General features: G+C 33.7%; 17 protein-coding genes. 3 read left to right on the forward strand and 14 right to left on the reverse strand.

The window, feature by feature from the left end; translation table 11 throughout:
- Positions 1 to 124: 124 nt before the first annotated feature.
- The 13 genes from BMY79_RS06205 to guaA form a co-directional block, all read right to left on the reverse strand.
- The gene (locus BMY79_RS06205) at positions 125 to 622 is read right to left on the reverse strand and encodes a hypothetical protein (RefSeq protein WP_027421665.1); all 498 of its coding nucleotides are present in this window, start codon (positions 620 to 622) and stop codon (positions 125 to 127) included.
- A 233-nt stretch (positions 623 to 855) separates the two neighbouring features.
- Positions 856 to 2,016 (reverse strand): hypothetical protein, encoded by a 1,161-nt coding sequence (locus BMY79_RS06215; protein ID WP_074730605.1) that lies wholly within the window; start codon positions 2,014 to 2,016, stop codon positions 856 to 858.
- Positions 2,017 to 2,030: 14 nt separating this feature from the next.
- Positions 2,031 to 3,254: an LlaJI family restriction endonuclease gene (locus BMY79_RS06220; RefSeq protein ID WP_074730606.1), complete on the reverse strand. Its 1,224-nt coding sequence runs from the start codon at positions 3,252 to 3,254 to the stop codon at positions 2,031 to 2,033.
- A complete protein-coding gene (locus BMY79_RS06225; RefSeq protein ID WP_074730607.1) occupies positions 3,254 to 4,624 on the reverse strand; it encodes an AAA family ATPase in 1,371 nt (456 codons plus the stop codon). The genes BMY79_RS06220 and BMY79_RS06225 overlap by 1 nt, the downstream gene beginning before the upstream one ends.
- A gap of 67 nt (positions 4,625 to 4,691) precedes the next feature.
- On the reverse strand, positions 4,692 to 5,972 hold the full coding sequence (locus BMY79_RS06230) for a DNA cytosine methyltransferase (protein ID WP_074730608.1): 1,281 nt from the start codon (positions 5,970 to 5,972) through the stop codon (positions 4,692 to 4,694).
- Between the two features lie 142 nt (positions 5,973 to 6,114).
- The gene (locus tag BMY79_RS06235; protein ID WP_074730609.1) at positions 6,115 to 6,543 is read right to left on the reverse strand and encodes a hypothetical protein; all 429 of its coding nucleotides are present in this window, start codon (positions 6,541 to 6,543) and stop codon (positions 6,115 to 6,117) included.
- 14 nt (positions 6,544 to 6,557) lie between these two features.
- Complete coding sequence (locus tag BMY79_RS06240) at positions 6,558 to 7,565, reverse strand: DUF6017 domain-containing protein (RefSeq protein ID WP_242941482.1); 1,008 nt, start codon at positions 7,563 to 7,565, stop codon at positions 6,558 to 6,560.
- Complete coding sequence (locus tag BMY79_RS06245; RefSeq protein WP_074730611.1) at positions 7,565 to 8,473, reverse strand: ParB/RepB/Spo0J family partition protein; 909 nt, start codon at positions 8,471 to 8,473, stop codon at positions 7,565 to 7,567. The genes BMY79_RS06240 and BMY79_RS06245 overlap by 1 nt, the downstream gene beginning before the upstream one ends.
- The gene (locus tag BMY79_RS06250) at positions 8,463 to 9,248 is read right to left on the reverse strand and encodes a ParA family protein (RefSeq protein ID WP_074730612.1); all 786 of its coding nucleotides are present in this window, start codon (positions 9,246 to 9,248) and stop codon (positions 8,463 to 8,465) included. Before BMY79_RS06250 ends, BMY79_RS06245 begins: the two co-directional genes overlap by 11 nt.
- Entirely contained in the window at positions 9,241 to 9,630 is a 390-nt protein-coding gene (locus BMY79_RS06255) for a plasmid mobilization protein (protein ID WP_074730613.1), read from the reverse strand. Before BMY79_RS06255 ends, BMY79_RS06250 begins: the two co-directional genes overlap by 8 nt.
- On the reverse strand, positions 9,611 to 10,708 hold the full coding sequence (locus tag BMY79_RS06260) for a site-specific integrase (RefSeq protein ID WP_074730614.1): 1,098 nt from the start codon (positions 10,706 to 10,708) through the stop codon (positions 9,611 to 9,613). Before BMY79_RS06260 ends, BMY79_RS06255 begins: the two co-directional genes overlap by 20 nt.
- Positions 10,695 to 10,916 (reverse strand): hypothetical protein, encoded by a 222-nt coding sequence (locus BMY79_RS06265; protein ID WP_074730615.1) that lies wholly within the window; start codon positions 10,914 to 10,916, stop codon positions 10,695 to 10,697. Before BMY79_RS06265 ends, BMY79_RS06260 begins: the two co-directional genes overlap by 14 nt.
- Before the next feature lie 293 nt (positions 10,917 to 11,209).
- A complete protein-coding gene (guaA, locus tag BMY79_RS06270; RefSeq protein ID WP_027421678.1) occupies positions 11,210 to 12,787 on the reverse strand; it encodes a glutamine-hydrolyzing GMP synthase in 1,578 nt (525 codons plus the stop codon).
- Between the two features lie 300 nt (positions 12,788 to 13,087).
- Here guaA and BMY79_RS06275 point away from each other — a divergent pair, with 300 nt between their 5' ends.
- From BMY79_RS06275 to BMY79_RS06285, 3 genes are all read left to right on the forward strand, one after another.
- The gene (locus tag BMY79_RS06275; RefSeq protein WP_022749618.1) at positions 13,088 to 13,909 is read left to right on the forward strand and encodes an alpha/beta hydrolase family protein; all 822 of its coding nucleotides are present in this window, start codon (positions 13,088 to 13,090) and stop codon (positions 13,907 to 13,909) included.
- A gap of 17 nt (positions 13,910 to 13,926) precedes the next feature.
- On the forward strand, positions 13,927 to 14,661 hold the full coding sequence (locus BMY79_RS06280) for a glycoside hydrolase family 25 protein (RefSeq protein WP_022749616.1): 735 nt from the start codon (positions 13,927 to 13,929) through the stop codon (positions 14,659 to 14,661).
- 118 nt (positions 14,662 to 14,779) lie between these two features.
- Positions 14,780 to 16,723: an EAL domain-containing protein gene (locus BMY79_RS06285; protein WP_074730616.1), complete on the forward strand. Its 1,944-nt coding sequence runs from the start codon at positions 14,780 to 14,782 to the stop codon at positions 16,721 to 16,723.
- 246 nt (positions 16,724 to 16,969) lie between these two features.
- On the opposite strand, the gene BMY79_RS06290 is transcribed toward BMY79_RS06285, so the two are convergent.
- On the reverse strand, positions 16,970 to 18,919 hold the full coding sequence (locus tag BMY79_RS06290) for a glycoside hydrolase family 127 protein (protein ID WP_207645450.1): 1,950 nt from the start codon (positions 18,917 to 18,919) through the stop codon (positions 16,970 to 16,972).
- Positions 18,920 to 18,922 lie beyond the last annotated feature (3 nt).

Raw genomic sequence — 18,922 nt, forward strand, 5'->3', positions numbered from 1 at the left:
TTATTATATCACGGGAGGTTTTTACTGTAAGCTAAAGCGTCTGTTGTCCCCCTGCATAGCAGGGGGTTTATTAAAACCTTGCTACACAATAAAAATAACTTCTGGTCCAATGGACCAGAAGTTATTAATCTTCTAATTTATCTTCAATATCTTCTAATAAATGCATAGAAATATCTAAAACTGTTCGTAATTGCTTAACCACAGATTTGTACTTATCTTTGTTTTTCTTATCTATCTTTGCTAAGTTCAATGATTTACTAACCGCTACTCGTGTTGCTTCAACTAAAGCTTCTTCTACTGCTCCTTTTGATTTATTCTTCCCATTTAGTACATCTTCTAAAAAATCATTTTCGGGTTCTACTCTGTCAATCCATGGTAACTTTCTAGAATTAGTCCGTTTTCCTAAATACCTCCTACAAGCAACTACATATCCATATATTGCTTCATGTATTGCATTAGGAGTCACTTCATACTTTTTAGCCAACTGACTTTCATTTACCCCTTTCATATACGTTTTTACAACACTATTTTGAAAACTAGTAACTCCAGCCTTTGACGCATATTTTGTTAAATTTTCTTCCTCAATTATTTTCCTTAGATAATGTGGCTCATGTCTTTCCATTCCTACCTCTCCTCATACAACGATGCTTTTTATTAGTTTACTTTCTAGATATAATCATAAATTAATTCTTCCCCCTTCATATAAATAATACCACTCATATGTTGACAGTAGGAACCCACGGTTGCGCAAAAAGGCATAAAGAAAGGCTCCCATACCCAAGTAATCAAAACTCGAATAAAGAGCCTTTTCGCAAGTGATAGCTTAGCACAACCGTCACCTACTATAAACATATTCTATCTTTCCCAGTCTTTATATCCTAATGCACTCATATAATTTTTCAAACATGCTGGAATATTCTTATATATTCCGTCATTAATTTCGTCTGTCATAGATAATTCTTTTAGAGGTAAAAAATTAAAAACATAATGCTTTTTTCCCGCTACTTTTGTTGATGTAATAGCCCCTATTTCTCTCTCTAATATCAATAAGCACGTCCCAATATAGTTTGATTTTTTCGCCATATCATCTGTAAGATTTTTTAAAGGCTTTCCATTATACATTCTCAAGATTTCATCTTTTATTTCTTTCTGCGTTACTGTTATATTCTTCCAATCACTACCTTTAGAACTAGCTATATTTAACATAGCAGTAACTACGTTAACTATAGTGTCATTGTAATAATTAAAAATAAATGTCTTTACAAAATCAACATATTTTGATTTTAACATTTCCAATCCATATGCTGTTGGAACATTATAATCATCAATTAACGCTAGATCTCTAAGTAATATTCCTACGTTTCTTGCATTTCCTGGATGTGTAGCACCATATGTTGTTAATACACTTGTCAGCAGCTTATTAATGTTAGATGTACCTCCATTAAAAACCTGATTTTTATTATCTTCATATAACGCCATTAATGCCATATATACTTCATTTATTTCAATATCTCTAGCAAATGGAATTCCAGTAAGTTTTAAACTATTACTCTTTACTGAAATTATTCTACTTATATCTTTTTTTGAATATAACGCATATTCATCAGTTGGCAATTTAGTTCCACCTAATGCTGTACTATCTATTACAACTAGATTATCTGCCTTTTCAAAATGCATTAAATCCCAATGTGGTATTTTATCTATAACTTTTTTATCAGCTACATACAACGTTTTCGCATTAGGGGTAAAACTAGCTTTATTTCTTTGAATGGCATAATAATACTGTTCTATTTGCCCTAGCCCTCTAACAAATTCAGTTAAATCTGGTTCACCTTTACATTCAATTAATCCTAGTATTTTTCCAGTTATTTTATCAAAAACAGCCCAATCTGCCGCTCCTCCATAGTCTAATTTATATTGTGGAACCAAATAAAAATTACCACTTGGCGATAAATGCTTCGCAACAAAACTATTCTGATATGTATTTATAAATTTACTAACATCTTTTTCGTTCATAATTTCCCCCTGATTTATTCAAATGATTTCAATATCAAATCTGATAATTGATTAATCTCTTCTCTATTATTTCTTACACAGCTATACATAAGATGATTTATGTCTACTAATATTCCTTCTACATGTTCATAATTATTATTAAATTTTTCCCATTCTGCATCTGCATAACCAATATATTTGTAATTTTTCGTCGTCGGAAAATATTTCCCATTTTTGGAATACGGCATCAAAAAAGCATTATATGTTTTTAAGATATTTCCATCCTTATCCTTCATATTGTTTTTTTCAATATATTGGGCATATATAATCTGTTTTGCTATAGAAGACGTAGATGGTAGATGCGCCGGTATGGCTGTCACTCCGTATTTATAATATTTTGCATCTAACACAAATGCTATTCCATCTTTCATCATTATTGTATCTGGTTCTAAAACACTATTCTTTTTACTATTTCCACTTAAATGCCAATTACTACTTGGGAAATAGTATTCTTTATTATCTATACCAAACACATAATCAATCATATTTTCCCATACATATTCAAATCTATTTGTTCCAAAAGAAAATGATTCCATATCATCTTCCTCGGATGCATCAGCAATTACATTTAACATATGATTAAACAACATACGTTTTTTATCATCAAAGGTTTGATTTAAAGACTGTTTTACTACAATTTCAAATAACTTTTGATCAAATTTCAATTTAGGTCTTTGAGGAATGTAGGATGTATACAGCCACCCCAGTTTTTTAAAACATTTATACACACAAGCTTGGTGCACAAGTGTAATAAGTTCATTTTGATTGATTGAAAGATCCTTTACAACAAAATCTAAATACACAAAACTATTATTTACAGGATACGGTTTCTGTGTTCTTATAGTTTTATTCCAGTTTATTTTTCCCCTCTTAGCCTGTTTATATTTTATTTCCTTTTCTACATAATAGCCATTAAGTAGATAATCTTTAATAATATAGAGATATGAAAATAGTGGAAATCCCTTTTTTTTCTTTTCATCTGGAGTTTTTAAAACCGAATTACTCGACTGCGAAAACTTTCCAAGTGTTTGTAATAAGCATAAAATGTTACTTCTTACCTCATTATTGTTTTCCCCTATATTGAATCCTATTGGAAATATAACATTAATAGTATTATTCTCGCATTTTACTCCTATAAAAGTATCTTCCGAATATAAATCTACATTTTTACATATATCTATTAAATTAAACTTATCCATTATAAATCACCTTTTATCGGTTCATCTATTTCAGTGGTATAATCTGTATCTTCTCTAATATTAAATAAACCTTCAGCAAATACCTTTAATCTTTCATTTCTAGCAGATTTTTCAAACTTATCTATGACTAGTTCTAATGTTGAATAATCTTTTTCATTAAAAATGATATCTCTTGAAAACTTTACTGCATCATCCCACAAATACTTAATCACCTTTTCTGGGAAATTATTTCCTGTTTTTAGATCTTCTTCCTTTATAAAATATGTTCCTAATCTTTTATCCTCTGTTGATGCCATAGGATTATTAGAAACAATTCTATTATTAACTGTTTCATTAAACTCTTTCCACGTAATTGTAGTATCTAGGATTGTCGTATTCGCAAATTCATGATCCGGACTAAAAATATTAGGTATTTGTCTCATTTCCCATCTTCTTTGAAATGCAGTATCTAATGTAAAAACATTTTGATCTGAAGTATTCATAGTCGCTAAAATAGTAACATTATTAGGAATAACAACATCTTCTAATGCTTTATCCTCACCATATACAGATTTAGCAATATCAATATTCTTAATGCCATACTTACTTTCTCCTAAATCATTTCTATCTAACAATTGGAAAATATCTCCAAATATAGCAGGCGCATTTCCTCTATTTATTTCTTCTATAATTAAATAGAACATCTTGTTTTTTTCTTTTTTTGCCTTTTTTATTATACGTGTAAATGGACCTTCTACAAACTTATATTCTATCGTTTTACCATCTTCTGCTATCTGCGGTAATATTTGTCCTACAAAATCAGAATATGTATATTCCGGATGAAAAACTATTCGCTCCATCACAGAGTTGTCATTACAAATTTTATCTACAGCATGACTCTTACCACTGCCAGGCACACCATAAAATAATATATTTTTCCCACGTAAATCTTTATTCAAATCTTCATCATCTTCACTGTATTGTTCATCATTATCATCTACACAAACTATAGTAGCTTGTTTATTTTTCATCATCGCTGCTAATGTCTCAAACTCTGAATCCTGTGGCTCCACAATTTCTAACAAAAAGTATTCTCGCATTTTCGTCATCTTTATAATATTACCTGCAGCAAAAGATTTGTCTGAATACAACACAAGCTTTGATAAAGTTAAAGTTCCTCTTTCTGAAGAAAATCTATATGAATTAGCATTTCCTGCGGCTTTAGAAACTATAACATCCGCTACTTGGCCACTATATGCTTCCTTAATCTTAACCTTAATTCCAGATGCCTCATTAGGATCTCCACCAAAGAAATTTTGATATGCCTCAGCAGTTGTTTCAATCTGTTTTTTTGTATCATTATTCGTAACATTTTTTAAATAGACTAGCATTTTACCCTCCAAAAAAACCGCAATTAAATACTGGAAATATCTTTCCAATTTTAATTGCGGTCAACTTTTATTTTTTATTACTTCTACTATAGTACTTATCTAATAATTCTTTTGCTTTAGATGCCACTGCCGTAGACAATGGTGGTGGAACAGCATTTCCAACCTCTTCACATCTTTTGGTATGACTCCCAATAAACTTATAATTTACCGGAAATCCAGTAATTGTCGCCGCCTCTCTAACTGTAATACTCCTATCCTCCCACGGATGTACTGGAAAATTACTATGACCTGGAACTAAAGTAGGACTAGCTTCATATCTACTTAGTCTCATAGTATTTCCTCTAGAATAGAACTTACTTATTTTTAAATCATCTGGTACAGAATCCATATGATTTGCAATATTATCACCTTCTGGGATTAGCTTAAATCTAGCAACTGTTTTTGCTGCGTGATTCATTGGCTTATTATCATAATCATCTTTATTCGAATAATCTATTTCAGAAAGTGCATCTCCTACAGTTTTAACCGGCTTATATTTATGGCCTTCTACATACAAATATGGATATTTTTTTCTTAGAGAAGCATCTTCACAAACAGCTTCCGGAAACTCATATTCAATATTGATATCATCTCTGACAGCAACAATTATAATTCTCTCCCTTTTTGTAGCTGCACCATAACAAGCAGAGTTAACTGGATGAGCGTACACAACATAGCCTAGTTTACTATATAAATCAAGTATATCATCATATACAGATTTCATATAGCCACAATTTTTAATTTCTCTAAGCAATTGTTCTTTTTCTCTTCTTAATTGCTTGCCTTTTTCCTCAAACTCTTGTGTTAAACTATTAGTTTTTCTAAGATTCGCCTTCTCGCCTTTATAGTTTTCTAAGTCCTGCCATACCTTATCAACTCTCTCTTTAATATCTTCTGGCGTCTCAGGAGAGAGTACTTCAGCTGTTTGTATCCCTGGCACATTTTCTATAATACTAATCTTTGGCTTAACTGCTTCAACTATCTCTAATTGCTTATGGTAAAAATAATTTCTTTCATCATTTGGTGAACGTTCTCCAGCTAAACTAAAGCCTTTACACACGATTCCTCCAAATAATACATCTAATTCGCCCACTTTAAGATTTGATTTTTTTAATATATCTCTTGGGTTGATATCGACAATACTCGTCTCATCCACTATCGCTGTATCTTTTATTTCAGGATTATTAATCAACAATGTTTCCATCGCTTCATGGCAAAAATCATTTACATACCTTGATTGAAAGCCATTATTTTTAAACCCTAAATGGGAACCTCCCGCTCCCACAAATGTTTCAAATATTGTATACATGTATTATTCTCCTTATATATTTCTATTATCTTTCAATAAAAAATACCAATTTCCCATTTTATTAGTTCCTTGATACACTTACCGCAGGATAATATGAAACTTATTTATTATACCTCAAAACCACTTCATTTTCAAGTAATTCTCATTTTTCTTGATCATCTATTCTTCTAACTCTAGGTGTCAGTGCCGTCTTTCTCTCCAACCATGGTAAAGTTGCATTTATCAGCACACAAGCCTCAATAAGAACCATAATTACAAGAATTACTCCTTTTACAATGATTCTCACCACGTTATTACCTATATGATCCGCCGGAACCCAGAATAATCCAGTCAACATAATCACACTCGCTATACTCGGAGCTAATGCTATGATTGGAACATATGATAATAAAATGTACGCCGCAAAGAATGCAGCCACCACTCCATATGTTCCTGCTGTTCCAACAATAGGCGATAATTTCTGATGAACTGGAATGCACCAAACGATTGCAGGTAGCAAATTTATCATGGGAAATTTAAAATTCTTTTCATATTTACTTGTTTTTGTTTCTTCAACAATATACTTAGCCATAATCATTCCTCCAATTACATTGTACCATACATATCATGATTTACCTCCGCGGTATAGTAATGATTTATCGTATTGGGCGCGTTATAGAGTGCTGTTGTTAGGTATGCTTTGATATTTGACACCTTGGTTGTATTATTCTTCATACAGCCGATGACATATTCCAAGTGGGTAGAGTTAAGCTTCAAGAACTTACTCTTAACCAAGCTATAAGGATAGTCCTCTCCTGCAATGCGGATAGTTTTGCGAGGAACACAAACAACATCGCAAATTAGCTGATAAAGTTCATCATACATGTCCCTGTCAAGCCACTTGGGATCACTCATCATAATATCGTAGTCGATGTTCTCACGAATAAGTTCCATGTATGCTGTAGTCTCATCCATCTGATCCATCCTCGTAACACGGATAGGGTTATCAATATGCTCACCTGATAGACTGATATGATTAGTCTCACTATAATCTGTATTGTTAAAATCATTATTATTCAGGTCTGAATTCTGTACTACCCCTGGTAAAGAATCCTGACCGGTACCAGTACTACTATCTGACTGGTCTTCCTCATATACCGGTTCATCTTTTATACTGGTCTGATTATTAGACTGGTCTTCTTTCACCGGTTCTTTTTTCTTACCTGTACAATTTTCTGACCGGTCTAATGCTTCTTCTCCCCCAGATACAAAGTTTTTAACGTAAATGATGTTAGCAAGCCCATTTTTCTGCTCTACATCTATAAGTCCAATTGCTTGCAACTCTTTCAACATATTTACAGCCGTCATCTTGCTACAATTTAAATCGGCCATAATACTTTTAAGCGAATATTTGATATAAACTCTATTCTCTTCATCAAACCATCCGCTTCTAACTGATAATGACATACGATCTAACATCAAACCATACAGAAGCTTAGAATTATTAGATATATCTTTAAATCTGTCATCTGTTATCAAAGCCTTTGGCAGACGGTAGAACGTAAACTGCTCTGCCTCCTGCCCATAATAAAACTCCAGCTTAAGCCTCTCCATTAACGCGGTTCCCCTTTCTCCTTCCATTCATCTAGGAGCTTTACAATTAGCTCCTCAATATCTTCATTGCTCATATCCGGAGTAAAGTAGTTATCTAACTTCTTCTGATTAAACACTACTTTACGCGGTTTCGGTTTCTTCTCAGACAGATAATCTCTTAGAAAATCTGCGTTAAGATACCCTTTTCTTGATGCTTCCTTAATTCTCGCACTCTGCTCTAAACTAAGAGACACATTCATTTCATTTATAACGTCATAGACTATCAACTGTTGCTCCTGCGGTATAAAAGAAAGATCCACTCCTTGACGCAAGCTCAATTTCTTTTCATCCACCATATCAAGAAGCTTGTTATCAAGACTCGCAAGACAAATAAGGCGCTGTATGGTCTTCATACTTTCACCAGCCTGATCACTCATTTCCTGCAGAGACAAGCCTCCTCCAACGCCTTGATGCTTCATAGCCTCATATTTCATCTGATAAGCCTTAGCTCGTTCACTAATAAGAATGTCCTCACGCTGAATATTGGCATCCACCATAATCACAACAGCTTCATCATTATCACAATCACGAATAATAACCGGCATTGTATCTTTACCTGCAAGTTCAGATGCATGCTTACGTCTATGACCGGATATCAGTTCATATCCGCCCTCAGCCCTTGGTCTTGCAATTGCCGGTACCAAAACGCCATACTCTTTTACGCTTTCTACCATCTCTTCCATATTTTCATCATCTACAACTCGAAAAGGATGGTTCTTAAAGGTATGAAGTTCTGATAATGGAATTTCCACAATCTGACCATCAACAGGCTTCACACCCAAATCGGCCACTTCATTGTTCTCTTCTGTGTCAAACATATCATCAAAACTCTGAAGCTTAATTCTCTGCGAAATACCCTTACTGCTCATAGTTTAAAACCTCCTCTACAATCTTTTCATAAGCTGCCGCTACCTTTCCTTTTCCGTCGTACTTATAAATACTGACCCCCTCCGCAGATGCTTCTGCAGCTCTTACAGATAGAGGAATCACATCATCAAAGATATGGATACTGCTTCCGTAATGTTCGTAAAGAACTTCCGTGATTTCCTTTGCATAGACAGTTCTATAATCCACCATAGTAATCAGAATTCCCATAATATGAAGCTTCGGATTCATCTTACGTTTAACACGACTTATGGTCTTTAACAGCTGTTCTAATCCCTTAATGGGCAGGTATGCAGCCTGCACTGGAATAATCACTTCATCCGCCGCCACAAGAGCATTTAAAGTCAACTGACCAAGGTTTGGAGAACAATCTACAAGGATATAATCGTAATCATCTCTAACAGATTCGATATACTCACGTAAAGTTGTCTCTGAACTCATAATCCCTACAAGAGATGTCTCTACTCCGGACAACTCGATATTTGCAGGCATAAGGTCGATGCCTTCCTCATGATGAAGAATACCTGCCTTCAAATCATAATCATCTTCGTTCAGCACCCATTCCATGACATTCGCCAGGGTAATCTCAAGCTTATCCGGCTGAGGATATCCCAAAGCCTCAGTAAGTGATCCCTGCGGATCATTATCAATGACAAGTACTCTCTTTCCCTTATTTGCCAGTCCGATGCCAAGATTCACTACCGAAGTACTCTTGGCTACTCCCCCTTTTTGATTTGCACAAATAATAACTTTACTCATCGCGATAAACTCTCCTTTCCAAAAACTTGTCTCTTCTGCTCTTTTTTCTCGATTTATCCTCGTTATCCTTAAATGCCTGAAGGATTTCCAACATGGTATTGACTGGAGTAAACAGCTCCTCGTCAATTTCCGATGCCTCATTTATTCTTTCTAACTCCGAAATGATGATATAAAGCTCTTTTCGAAAGTTCACAAGCATCTGAGGATTTCCTTTTGCAGTCACCTTATTGTGAAGAACCGCATCTAATACATAGTCCTGCTTGGTTAGATATCCCATAAGCTTCCAACGTTTATCGAGTTCTTTTCTTTCTTCCGGGGAACATCTGTAAGCAATCGTCTCACTACGATACCTGCCTTTTGAATCAAGATTCTTCGCTGACATCGAATCCCTCCTTCCACTCTTCATCAAGAGCCTCTGCCATATCATCCTGAATAGATGGCATCATATGGGCATAACGATATGTAATCTCTGCACTTTCATGACCCACTCTATTTCCGATAGCCACAGCCGAAAATCCCATATCTATAAGAAGTGATACATGGCTATGTCTGAGATCATGGATACGAATCCTCTTTACTCCACTTGCCTTAACGCCTCTGTCCATTTCATGATGCAAATATGATTTTGAAAGTACAAAGATTCTGTCTGAAGGCTCAATACCATAAATGCTATTGATGAAATCCTGCATCTCCATGGCAACCATTTCAGGCATCTTAATAACCCTGACACTCTTCTTAGTCTTTGGCTTCGTTATTACATCCTCGCCCTTAATTCTCTGATATGACTTTGTAATAGAAACGTTATTTCTATCAAAGTCAAAATCAGCCGGAGTAAGTGCTAAGAGTTCTCCCATACGGAGACCACACCAATAAAGCATTTCAAATGCCATATATGAGTATGTCTTGTTTGCCATAGTGGGAATAAATCTCATGTACTCCTCTTTGGTCCAAAACAACATTTCATCTGCATTATGCTGTCCTAGTGGTCCTGCGATCACTGCTGGATTCTTTGGTAGCTCATAATACTTAACAGCATGGTTGAAAATAGCTGATAGCTCTGCCTGCATCTTTCTAAGATAGGTCCCCTTAAAGCTATTTCCATCTTTCGATTCCATCTTCCGCATCTCGTTCTGCCAAGCAAGAACGTCTCGCGGAGTGATATCTCTCATCACAAGATCTTTAAAATATGGAAGAATCTTTTTTTCAATCACCCAGACTTTTGACTGCCAAGTATTTTCCCTTACCTTAGGCTTTACATCCGCTTCATAACGTCTGTAAAAATCTCCGAAGGTCATGTCTAAGCTACTGGCTTTTTCCAATTTGAAGTGTCGCTCCCAATCTTGAGCTTCCTTTTTGGTCTCAAAGCCACGCTTCATCTTCTTGACTTTTTTTCCTGTCCAATCGGTGTAATAGAACTGGCAGTTCCACTTGCCTGTCTTTTTATCCCTATTCGCCGGCATGTTGTACCTCCTTTACTTTTGTTTCATTTTCTACTCCATAGAAACGCTCTTCGAAATATTTTCTGCTGACTCTTCCCGGGATAACCATGTATCCTTTATCAGCAAGCTCCTTATTCAAATCGCGAACTATTCCATAAGACTTAGATTCAGAAACACCGAGTACTTCGCCGATTTCTTTTACTGTGATAAATGTTCTGCATTCAAACATATCTTCCACCTCCGATTACGAATTTTTTCTTTCGTATTACATTTGGGGTGGCTTTTTGCTCATTACTAAATCTCAGCAAAAATTTTTTATTTTTTTGAAATCTGTGGAAAATAAAAGATAAGAAACAGAATTGGACTCTTTAATTGGAGTTATTTCGCTTCTGCTTCTTTCAGAAAAAATAGAAGCATATTAGAAGCGATGACCAAAAAAAGACCTGAAACCGTGTTATTTCACACGGCCTCAGGCCTTGAAAATACTGGATTTGTGAAGTTAACCTCTAAACCACTTACAGGTCACTCCATCTCTATTGTTCCTGGTGGCTTACTTGTTAAATCGTAGAATACACGATTTATACCTTTTACTTCGTTTATAATTCTGCTCATTACTGTCTGTAATACCTCAAATGGGATTTCAGCAGCTTCAGCTGTCATAAAGTCAATTGTTTTTACTGCACGAAGTGCAACTGCATAATCGTATGTTCTTTCATCCCCCATAACACCTACTGAACGCATATTTGTAAGTGCTGCGAAGTATTGATCTGGTTTCCATGAAGGATTTTCATTGTTGTGCTGTGCTTTCCATTCTTTAGCAGCTTTATCAACTTCTTCACGATATATTGCATCTGCATCTTGTACAATTTGAACTTTTTTAGCATTTACTTCACCGATGATTCTAATTCCTAATCCAGGACCTGGGAATGGCTGACGATATACTAAATCTTCAGGAATTCCAAGCTCTAAACCAGCTTTTCTAACCTCATCTTTAAATAAATCTCTAAGTGGTTCAATAATCTCTTTGAAATCTACGAAATCAGGAAGTCCGCCTACATTATGGTGTGATTTAATTACGGCTGATTCTCCACCTAAACCTGATTCAACAACATCTGGGTAAATTGTTCCTTGCGCTAGGAAATCAACTGCACCGATTTTTTTAGCTTCTTCTTCAAATATTCTAATGAACTCTTCACCGATAATCTTTCTCTTCTTCTCTGGTTCTTCTACACCTTTTAACTTAGCATAATAACGATCAGCTGCATTTACTCTAATAAAGTTCAAATCGAAGTTACCATTTTCTCCAAAAACAGACTCAACCTGATCCCCTTCATCTTTTCTAAGTAAACCATGATCAACGAATACACATGTTAACTGTTTACCAATAGCTCTTGAAAGTAAACCTGCTGCTACTGATGAATCAACACCACCTGATAACGCTAAAAGAACTTTTCCGTCTCCAACTTTTTCTTTAATCTCTTCAATAGTTCTTTCTACGAAAGAATCCATTTTCCATGTTCCTTCGCAACCACAAATTCCCTTAACGAAGTTTTCAAGCATCTTAGTTCCTTCTACTGTATGTAAAACCTCTGGATGGAATTGGATAGCATATAAATTTTTATCTGCATTTTCTGCTGCTGCAACAGGGCAATCTGCAGTATGTGCGATAATCTTAAACTCTGGTGCTACATTAGAAATATAGTCAAAATGACTCATCCAACAAATTGTTTTCTCTGATACATTTGCAAATAATTTGGAAGTATTATCAACAAATACTTCTGTTTTTCCATATTCACGTACTGGTGCTTTTTCTACTTTTCCGCCTAAAACGTGCTGCATAAGCTGTGCACCATAGCATAATCCAAGTACTGGTATACCTAATTCAAATAATTCTTTTGAACAAGTTGCAGAATTTTCTAAATAGCAACTATCTGGTCCACCTGTCAAAATAATACCTTTGGGATTCATTTCTTTAATCTTTTGAATATCTGTCTTATAAGAATATATTTCACAATAGACATTACACTCTCTAACACGGCGTGCCACTAATTGATTGTATTGGCCACCAAAATCAATAACGATAACTTTTTCCTGATTCATTATTAGATTTCCTTCCTTCTATGTCTTTATCATTGAAACCATTATACTTGTCAAAAGCGTGTCTGACAAGTTAATTTCTGACTTTTTTCTTGTTTTTTCATAATTCAATAAAAAACCTTCCTAAAACGAATTTCAAATTAGTCACTTCTCCAATATAATTTATTTTTTTTTATTTTTCTATTTACATATATTTTTTCCTAGATTACAATTATTCTTAGACGGTTTTATATATAAATATAACTGAATATATATATGTATTTCATTTAATTTAATATAATAAAAAGGATAGAGGAATAAACTATGAACACTACAATTAACTTATCTAACACATCTTATGAAAAGACTTTAACTTATACAAATCACGTTTCTTTTCATATTAAAGAGGTTACTATTACTAACACATATAATAATGAAAAAATTTATGCTAAAATTTATATCCCAGACATCGATGGTAAGAAACTACCAGCTATAGTACTTAGTCATGGCTATAATGGTTGCGGCGATGATTTTGAAACAGAATGTACTTATTTTGCACAACATGGATATGTTGCCGTAGCATATGATTTTTGTGGCGGTTCAACCAAAAGCCGTAGTAGCATGCCAACCACTAAGATGACTATTTTTACAGAGAAATCTGATTTAATCTCTGTATTTAATTTCGTCAAAAATTTAGATTATACTGATAATTCAAAAATATTTTTATTAGGCGGTAGCCAAGGCGGTTTTGTTACTGCTCTTGCAGCTGAAGAATTAAGTAACCAAGTTTCTGGTATGATTTTATATTATCCTGCTTTTTGTATTCCAGATGATTGGAGACAAAACTTAAAGGAATTTAAGCAACTACCACACGAACTTGATTTTTGGAATATGAAATTGGGACAAGATTATTTTGAAAGTGTTCTTAAGATTAATACCTTTGATGAAATTGGTTCTTTCCCAAACAATGTACTTATACTTCACGGAAATCGAGATGCTATTGTTCCTTTAAAGTATTCAAATAAGGCTATAAATTTATATTCTAAAGCACATTTATACGTTATAGAAGATGAAGAACATGGTTTTTCGCCTAAAGGAGTCGATTTTGCCAAAAAAACGGTTATAAATTTTACAAATAAAATATAAAAAGAAAAGGATTTTATATGAAAAAAAGAAGACGATATTTTACTCTCTTTAATTTTATAATATTTTGTTTTATTATTTTTTCTTTAAAAATTGGAATCATGATTAAGCAAAAGAAATTGAATAATTATTTTTTATCTAATAATTATATTAAAGGTGTTGATTTATCACATTACCAAGGCGATGTGGATATGAGCATCTTAAAAAAGCAAGGTGTTGAATTTGTCTACGCTAAAGCAACTGAAGGTAGTTCAAGTGTAGACTCTAAATACTTTGTTAATTATGCAAATTCCAAAAAAAATAAAATCTATACCGGTGCTTATCATTTTTTTTCTTTTGAAAGCGATGGTGAAACTCAAGCCAAACATTATATAGAAGTGGTCGGTAATCTAAAGGGAGACTTAATCCCAGTTGTCGATGTTGAGTATTATCGTAACAAAACAGTTGATAAAAAGAAATTACATGAGGAATTAAATAAATTTTTAAATACCATTGAAAAACATTATGGTGTAAAAGCAATGATATATACTACTCCGCGATTTTATTATTCTTATATTAAAGGTTATTTTTCTTCAAATCCACTATGGATTAGAAGTGTAAATATTCCTGCTCACATAATCACTATTAACAAGTGGACAATGTGGCAATATTCCGACAACGAAATTTTGTCTGGTTACAATGGAAACGAAAAATACATCGATAAAAACATTTTTAAAGGAAATAAAGAACAATTGGAACACTATATCATACATTAATCTTTATATTTTTATGCCCAATAAGTTATATTTTTTTATAATTTATTGGGTTTTTTTTATTTAATTTTTGGCCGATAGTAAGAACATGATAAGTTATTTTTTCCTAAGGAGGATTTTTATGATAAATTGGTTAAGCAATTATAATTATGATTATGCAATAGCCGCTATACCTGTACACGCGCTATTTTTAGCATTTTATTTTTCTCACAAAAATTTACCAATCCGTAAGAATAAATCTTTTTTACTTGTACTATGGACAACTTTAATTATGAATATTTCAGATATAATGAGTTGTGAAATGGTAGCTATTCACAGTCGTTTACCTATAGCTTCATTATATATTATTAATATAATATACTTTTCTACCTTTTTCATTCGAAATTGGTCTTTATATGATTACACTATTGAAGATGCAAAAGTATATAAATTTATTCCTTATCCTATTTTGTATGCCATGGCTATTCCTATGCTTATTGCAATCATAATTACAGTAACATCTCCAATTACACACTGGCTATTTTACATTGACTCTACTGGATACCATAATTCTATCATGTATCCTCTTTTGTATATATCATCTAGTTTTTATCGCATAATTTCACTCATTTGTGTTTTTATTTCCATAAAACATATATCACCTAGAACTTCTATATCTCTAATAGCTATGAACTTTATTTTGCTAATTGGATTATTTATAAGACGCGCTTACCCTAATGTGTTAGTTATGAGTTTCTTTAGCGTAATAGCTATAATGATAATATATTTATCTTCATTGAACCCGGATTTATATCGTGTTCGAAGAGTAGATTTGTTTTCTGATGAGGCTTTTGAAAAAATAATACCAGATTTAATACGCCGCAAAATTCCTTTTGAGTGTCTTTGTATTTGTATCCAAAACTTTGCTACTTTAAACACTCTTTATAATCCACAAAATTTAAAATATATTTTAAGTATCGTTGGAAAGTGGCTAATAAAAAAATATCCTCATTGCACAATTTTTTATTTTGGAAATGGACAGTTAGTTTTACTTAACACACGACAAACATTATCTTTAGAAGAAGAAATTTCTACTATTTCCGAAAAATTCACTAACACTTGGAAATACAAAAATTATGAAGTTTCATTTCCTATAACTTATGCCTTTTTACCAAAAACTTTAAAAGTTGATTCTTTCTATTCAACTTATGAATGTTTACAGCTTGGTATGACAGAATGTTCACTATCTTTTAAACGTGTAAATACTGTTTTATATATTGATGAATCATACTTAGAACGTGTACATCGTACCGAAGAAGTCGCTAGAGCAATTGGTAAAGCCATCAAAAATCGTACTTTAATGATTTATCTTCAACCACTTTATTCAGCTACTCAACGACGCATTACAGCCGCTGAGGCTCTTGCACGATTGTATGATGAAGAGTTAGGATTTATACCACCAAATGAATTTATTTCCATTGCAGAAAATAATGGACAGATTATTGAACTTGGACGACAGATTTTTGATGAGACTTGTAAATTTATAAACGAACATGATTTAGATTCTTTGGGAATTGATTTTATAAATGTTAACCTTTCTCCTACTCAGTGTATGAATGAAAATTTAGCAGATGAATTACTAGAAACCATATATAAATACAATATTCCAACTAATAGAATTAACCTTGAAATTACAGAATCTTCCATTGAAGATCTTAGTATCATACGTTATCAAATGGATCGACTTTCTAATGTTGGTCTCCGTTTTTCAATGGATGATTTTGGTTCAGGTACTTCAAATGTTGCAAGATTGGTTGAATTACCATTCACTATCGTGAAATTAGATATGTCACTTGTTTGGTCATATTTTAGAGGAACAAGTAAAATTTTGAAATCACAAATCGAAATGTTTTTGAATGAACAAATGAAAATAGTTGCAGAGGGAGTTGAAGATGAGCACATGGCTAATGAACTAGCAGCTCTTGGTTGTGAGTATGAACAAGGTTTTTATTATTCAAAACCTTTACCTATTGATGAATTTATAAAATTAATTGAAGATAATTCTTATGCACAGCCATCCTTATAATAGACCTCTTAATTTAATAAATAAATCTTGTTTTTGCAGAAAAAATGACAGTAGACACACTTACATTTTTACTAACTAGGCGTTTGCGAAACGCCACAGGCCTCATAAATACGACATTTATAATTAACTAAAAAGAATAACCCCTCTCTGGATATATGAGGTGACCCCAAAAAGTTAAACTTTTTGGGGTCGGTTCAATACGGTATGATAAAGATGTCAAATCATCATACTCATTCCTGAAAGGGGTTATTCTCTTACCCAAACCTCCATTTCATTTTCGCCTCGATTTGCCCATGCATAATATGGTATAAATGTAAGCTTTACATCCTTCTTTTCTGGCTTCTTATTTGTATATAACAAATTATCCACATTTTGTTGTAGTTTTTTTCCATAAGCAGTGATTACGCCAACACCATTTAAAACGTCTGCTTTGAAACTATATGACAATTTAGCGTCCTCAGGAAGGCTTAGCCCACATAAATTATCGCCATTATCCACTTCTTCTAGACAATATACCAGTGGTCCTCGTGAAATAGCGATTTTTCCTATATCCTCAGATACCATAGGGTTACAATAATTTCTCAAAATAGGCATACTAAACATAAGCTGTATTTCTATCGTCTTACCGTGTTCGATCTCTTCATAATGGTAGCCCCATTCAGGTTTTACCATAGTCTCTTTCCCATTTAATTTGAGAGTCACTTTATCCGCCCACATAGGGATTCGAATTCCTACACGTATTGTGGAAGTAGAATTGTTTGTTACTACCATTATATCTTTGTCATCCCATGGAAAATCTGTGGTTTGTTGTATTAATGCACAGCCATCTTTTACTGCAAGTGATGCCTTCGACGAAATATATTGGTTAATCAGTATACAATCATCTGATACCGTATATATGTAATCATCTAATGATGTAATCATTCTCGCTAGATTTGGTGGACAACATGCACACCCCAACCAACTTGGTCTTACAGGCTTTACATGGCTTTTGCCAGGATCCTTCAATGATTTGCTTGGTTTTACCTCTAGAGGATTTACATAAAAAAAGTGCTTTCCATCTAAAGCCATACCGGCTAATGTGCAATTGTACAATGCTCGCTCCATTACTTCTGCATATTCAGATTTTGCTTCATTTCTCAACATCTGTCTGGAAAAAAATATCAAACCTATAGCTGCACAAGTTTCACAGTACATAGTATCATTTGGTAAATCATAATCTAGTGTAAAAGCCTCTCCGTGAACAGTTGAACCGATTCCACCCGTGATAAACATTCGTTTAGTTGTTATATTGTCCCAAAGTTTTTTGCAGGCTTCATAGATTACCCTGTCACCAGTGGTGGCAGCTAAATCAGCCAATGCAGTACACATATATACAACTCTAACGGCGTGTCCTTCTGCCGTATTCTGCTCTAGTATCGGCTTATGATTTTGAAAATAAGAAGCAGTCGCTTTTTCTATCCCTCCAAGGGCATTAGGTCCTTTATATACCTTGGCTTGTTCTTTGAAAAAATCAGGATGTTTTCCGCGCTCCATAAGAAAATATTTAGCTAAGCTTAAATACCGTTTCTCATTAGTAATATGATAAAGTCGAAGTAATCCTATTTCTATTTCTTCATGCCCATCATATCCATGTATCTTTCCTTCTTCTGCACCAAAGTTAGCATCTATGTTATCTGCAGCCTTTTTAGCAACTTTCAGAACTTTCTCATTACCTGTTGCTTCATAATATGCCACAGCCGCTTCAATAAAATGTCCCATGCAATATAACTCGTGACTACCTGCCAAGCTTTGATATCTATACTCTATACCTAAAATAGAATAAAATGTGTCAAGATACCCATCTTCCTCCTGAGCATCTGCGATAAGATCAATAGTTTCCAATGCTTTCTTCTCAAGTTCAGGATCCATTTTCTCTCTAAGAGAATAGGCTACGGCTTCAAGCCACTTATACACATCACTATCTTGAAACGTCCATCCATAATGAGTTCCCTTTGTTCTCCCAGCAGCAACCTTAAAATTTTCAATTGCATTACTTTTTTCGCTAGGAATTCCCTCATCATTTAATCTTTCTTTTTCAATTTTGATACCAGCAGTGTCATTTAACACATTCCATTGAAAAGGAATCATTTCCGTTCTTACTAAATTTCTGTATCGTGACCAGAAAGCAGATGTAATATTAATTGTATTAGACATCAT

Source organism: Lachnobacterium bovis, from assembly GCF_900111325.1.
Classification (GTDB): domain Bacteria; phylum Bacillota; class Clostridia; order Lachnospirales; family Lachnospiraceae; genus Roseburia; species Roseburia bovis_A.

Excerpts from the sequence above, each read along its gene's own strand:
- BMY79_RS06225 (WP_074730607.1), bottom strand. The coding sequence starts at position 4,624 with ATGCTAGTCTATTTAAAAAATGTTACGAATAATGATACAAAAAAACAG.
- BMY79_RS06215 (WP_074730605.1), bottom strand. The coding sequence starts at position 2,016 with ATGAACGAAAAAGATGTTAGTAAATTTATAAATACATATCAGAATAGT.
- BMY79_RS06220 (WP_074730606.1), bottom strand. The coding sequence starts at position 3,254 with ATGGATAAGTTTAATTTAATAGATATATGTAAAAATGTAGATTTATAT.
- BMY79_RS06245 (WP_074730611.1), bottom strand. The coding sequence starts at position 8,473 with ATGAGCAGTAAGGGTATTTCGCAGAGAATTAAGCTTCAGAGTTTTGAT.
- BMY79_RS06235 (WP_074730609.1), bottom strand. The coding sequence starts at position 6,543 with ATGGCTAAGTATATTGTTGAAGAAACAAAAACAAGTAAATATGAAAAG.
- BMY79_RS06230 (WP_074730608.1), bottom strand. The coding sequence starts at position 5,972 with ATGTATACAATATTTGAAACATTTGTGGGAGCGGGAGGTTCCCATTTA.
- BMY79_RS06205 (WP_027421665.1), bottom strand. The coding sequence starts at position 622 with ATGGAAAGACATGAGCCACATTATCTAAGGAAAATAATTGAGGAAGAA.
- BMY79_RS06280 (WP_022749616.1), top strand. The coding sequence starts at position 13,927 with ATGAAAAAAAGAAGACGATATTTTACTCTCTTTAATTTTATAATATTT.
- BMY79_RS06285 (WP_074730616.1), top strand. The coding sequence starts at position 14,780 with ATGATAAATTGGTTAAGCAATTATAATTATGATTATGCAATAGCCGCT.
- BMY79_RS06275 (WP_022749618.1), top strand. The coding sequence starts at position 13,088 with ATGAACACTACAATTAACTTATCTAACACATCTTATGAAAAGACTTTA.
- guaA (WP_027421678.1), bottom strand. The coding sequence starts at position 12,787 with ATGAATCAGGAAAAAGTTATCGTTATTGATTTTGGTGGCCAATACAAT.
- BMY79_RS06260 (WP_074730614.1), bottom strand. The coding sequence starts at position 10,708 with ATGCCGGCGAATAGGGATAAAAAGACAGGCAAGTGGAACTGCCAGTTC.
- BMY79_RS06240 (WP_242941482.1), bottom strand. The coding sequence starts at position 7,565 with ATGGAGAGGCTTAAGCTGGAGTTTTATTATGGGCAGGAGGCAGAGCAG.
- BMY79_RS06265 (WP_074730615.1), bottom strand. The coding sequence starts at position 10,916 with ATGTTTGAATGCAGAACATTTATCACAGTAAAAGAAATCGGCGAAGTA.
- BMY79_RS06250 (WP_074730612.1), bottom strand. The coding sequence starts at position 9,248 with ATGAGTAAAGTTATTATTTGTGCAAATCAAAAAGGGGGAGTAGCCAAG.
- BMY79_RS06290 (WP_207645450.1), bottom strand. The coding sequence starts at position 18,919 with ATGTCTAATACAATTAATATTACATCTGCTTTCTGGTCACGATACAGA.
- BMY79_RS06255 (WP_074730613.1), bottom strand. The coding sequence starts at position 9,630 with ATGTCAGCGAAGAATCTTGATTCAAAAGGCAGGTATCGTAGTGAGACG.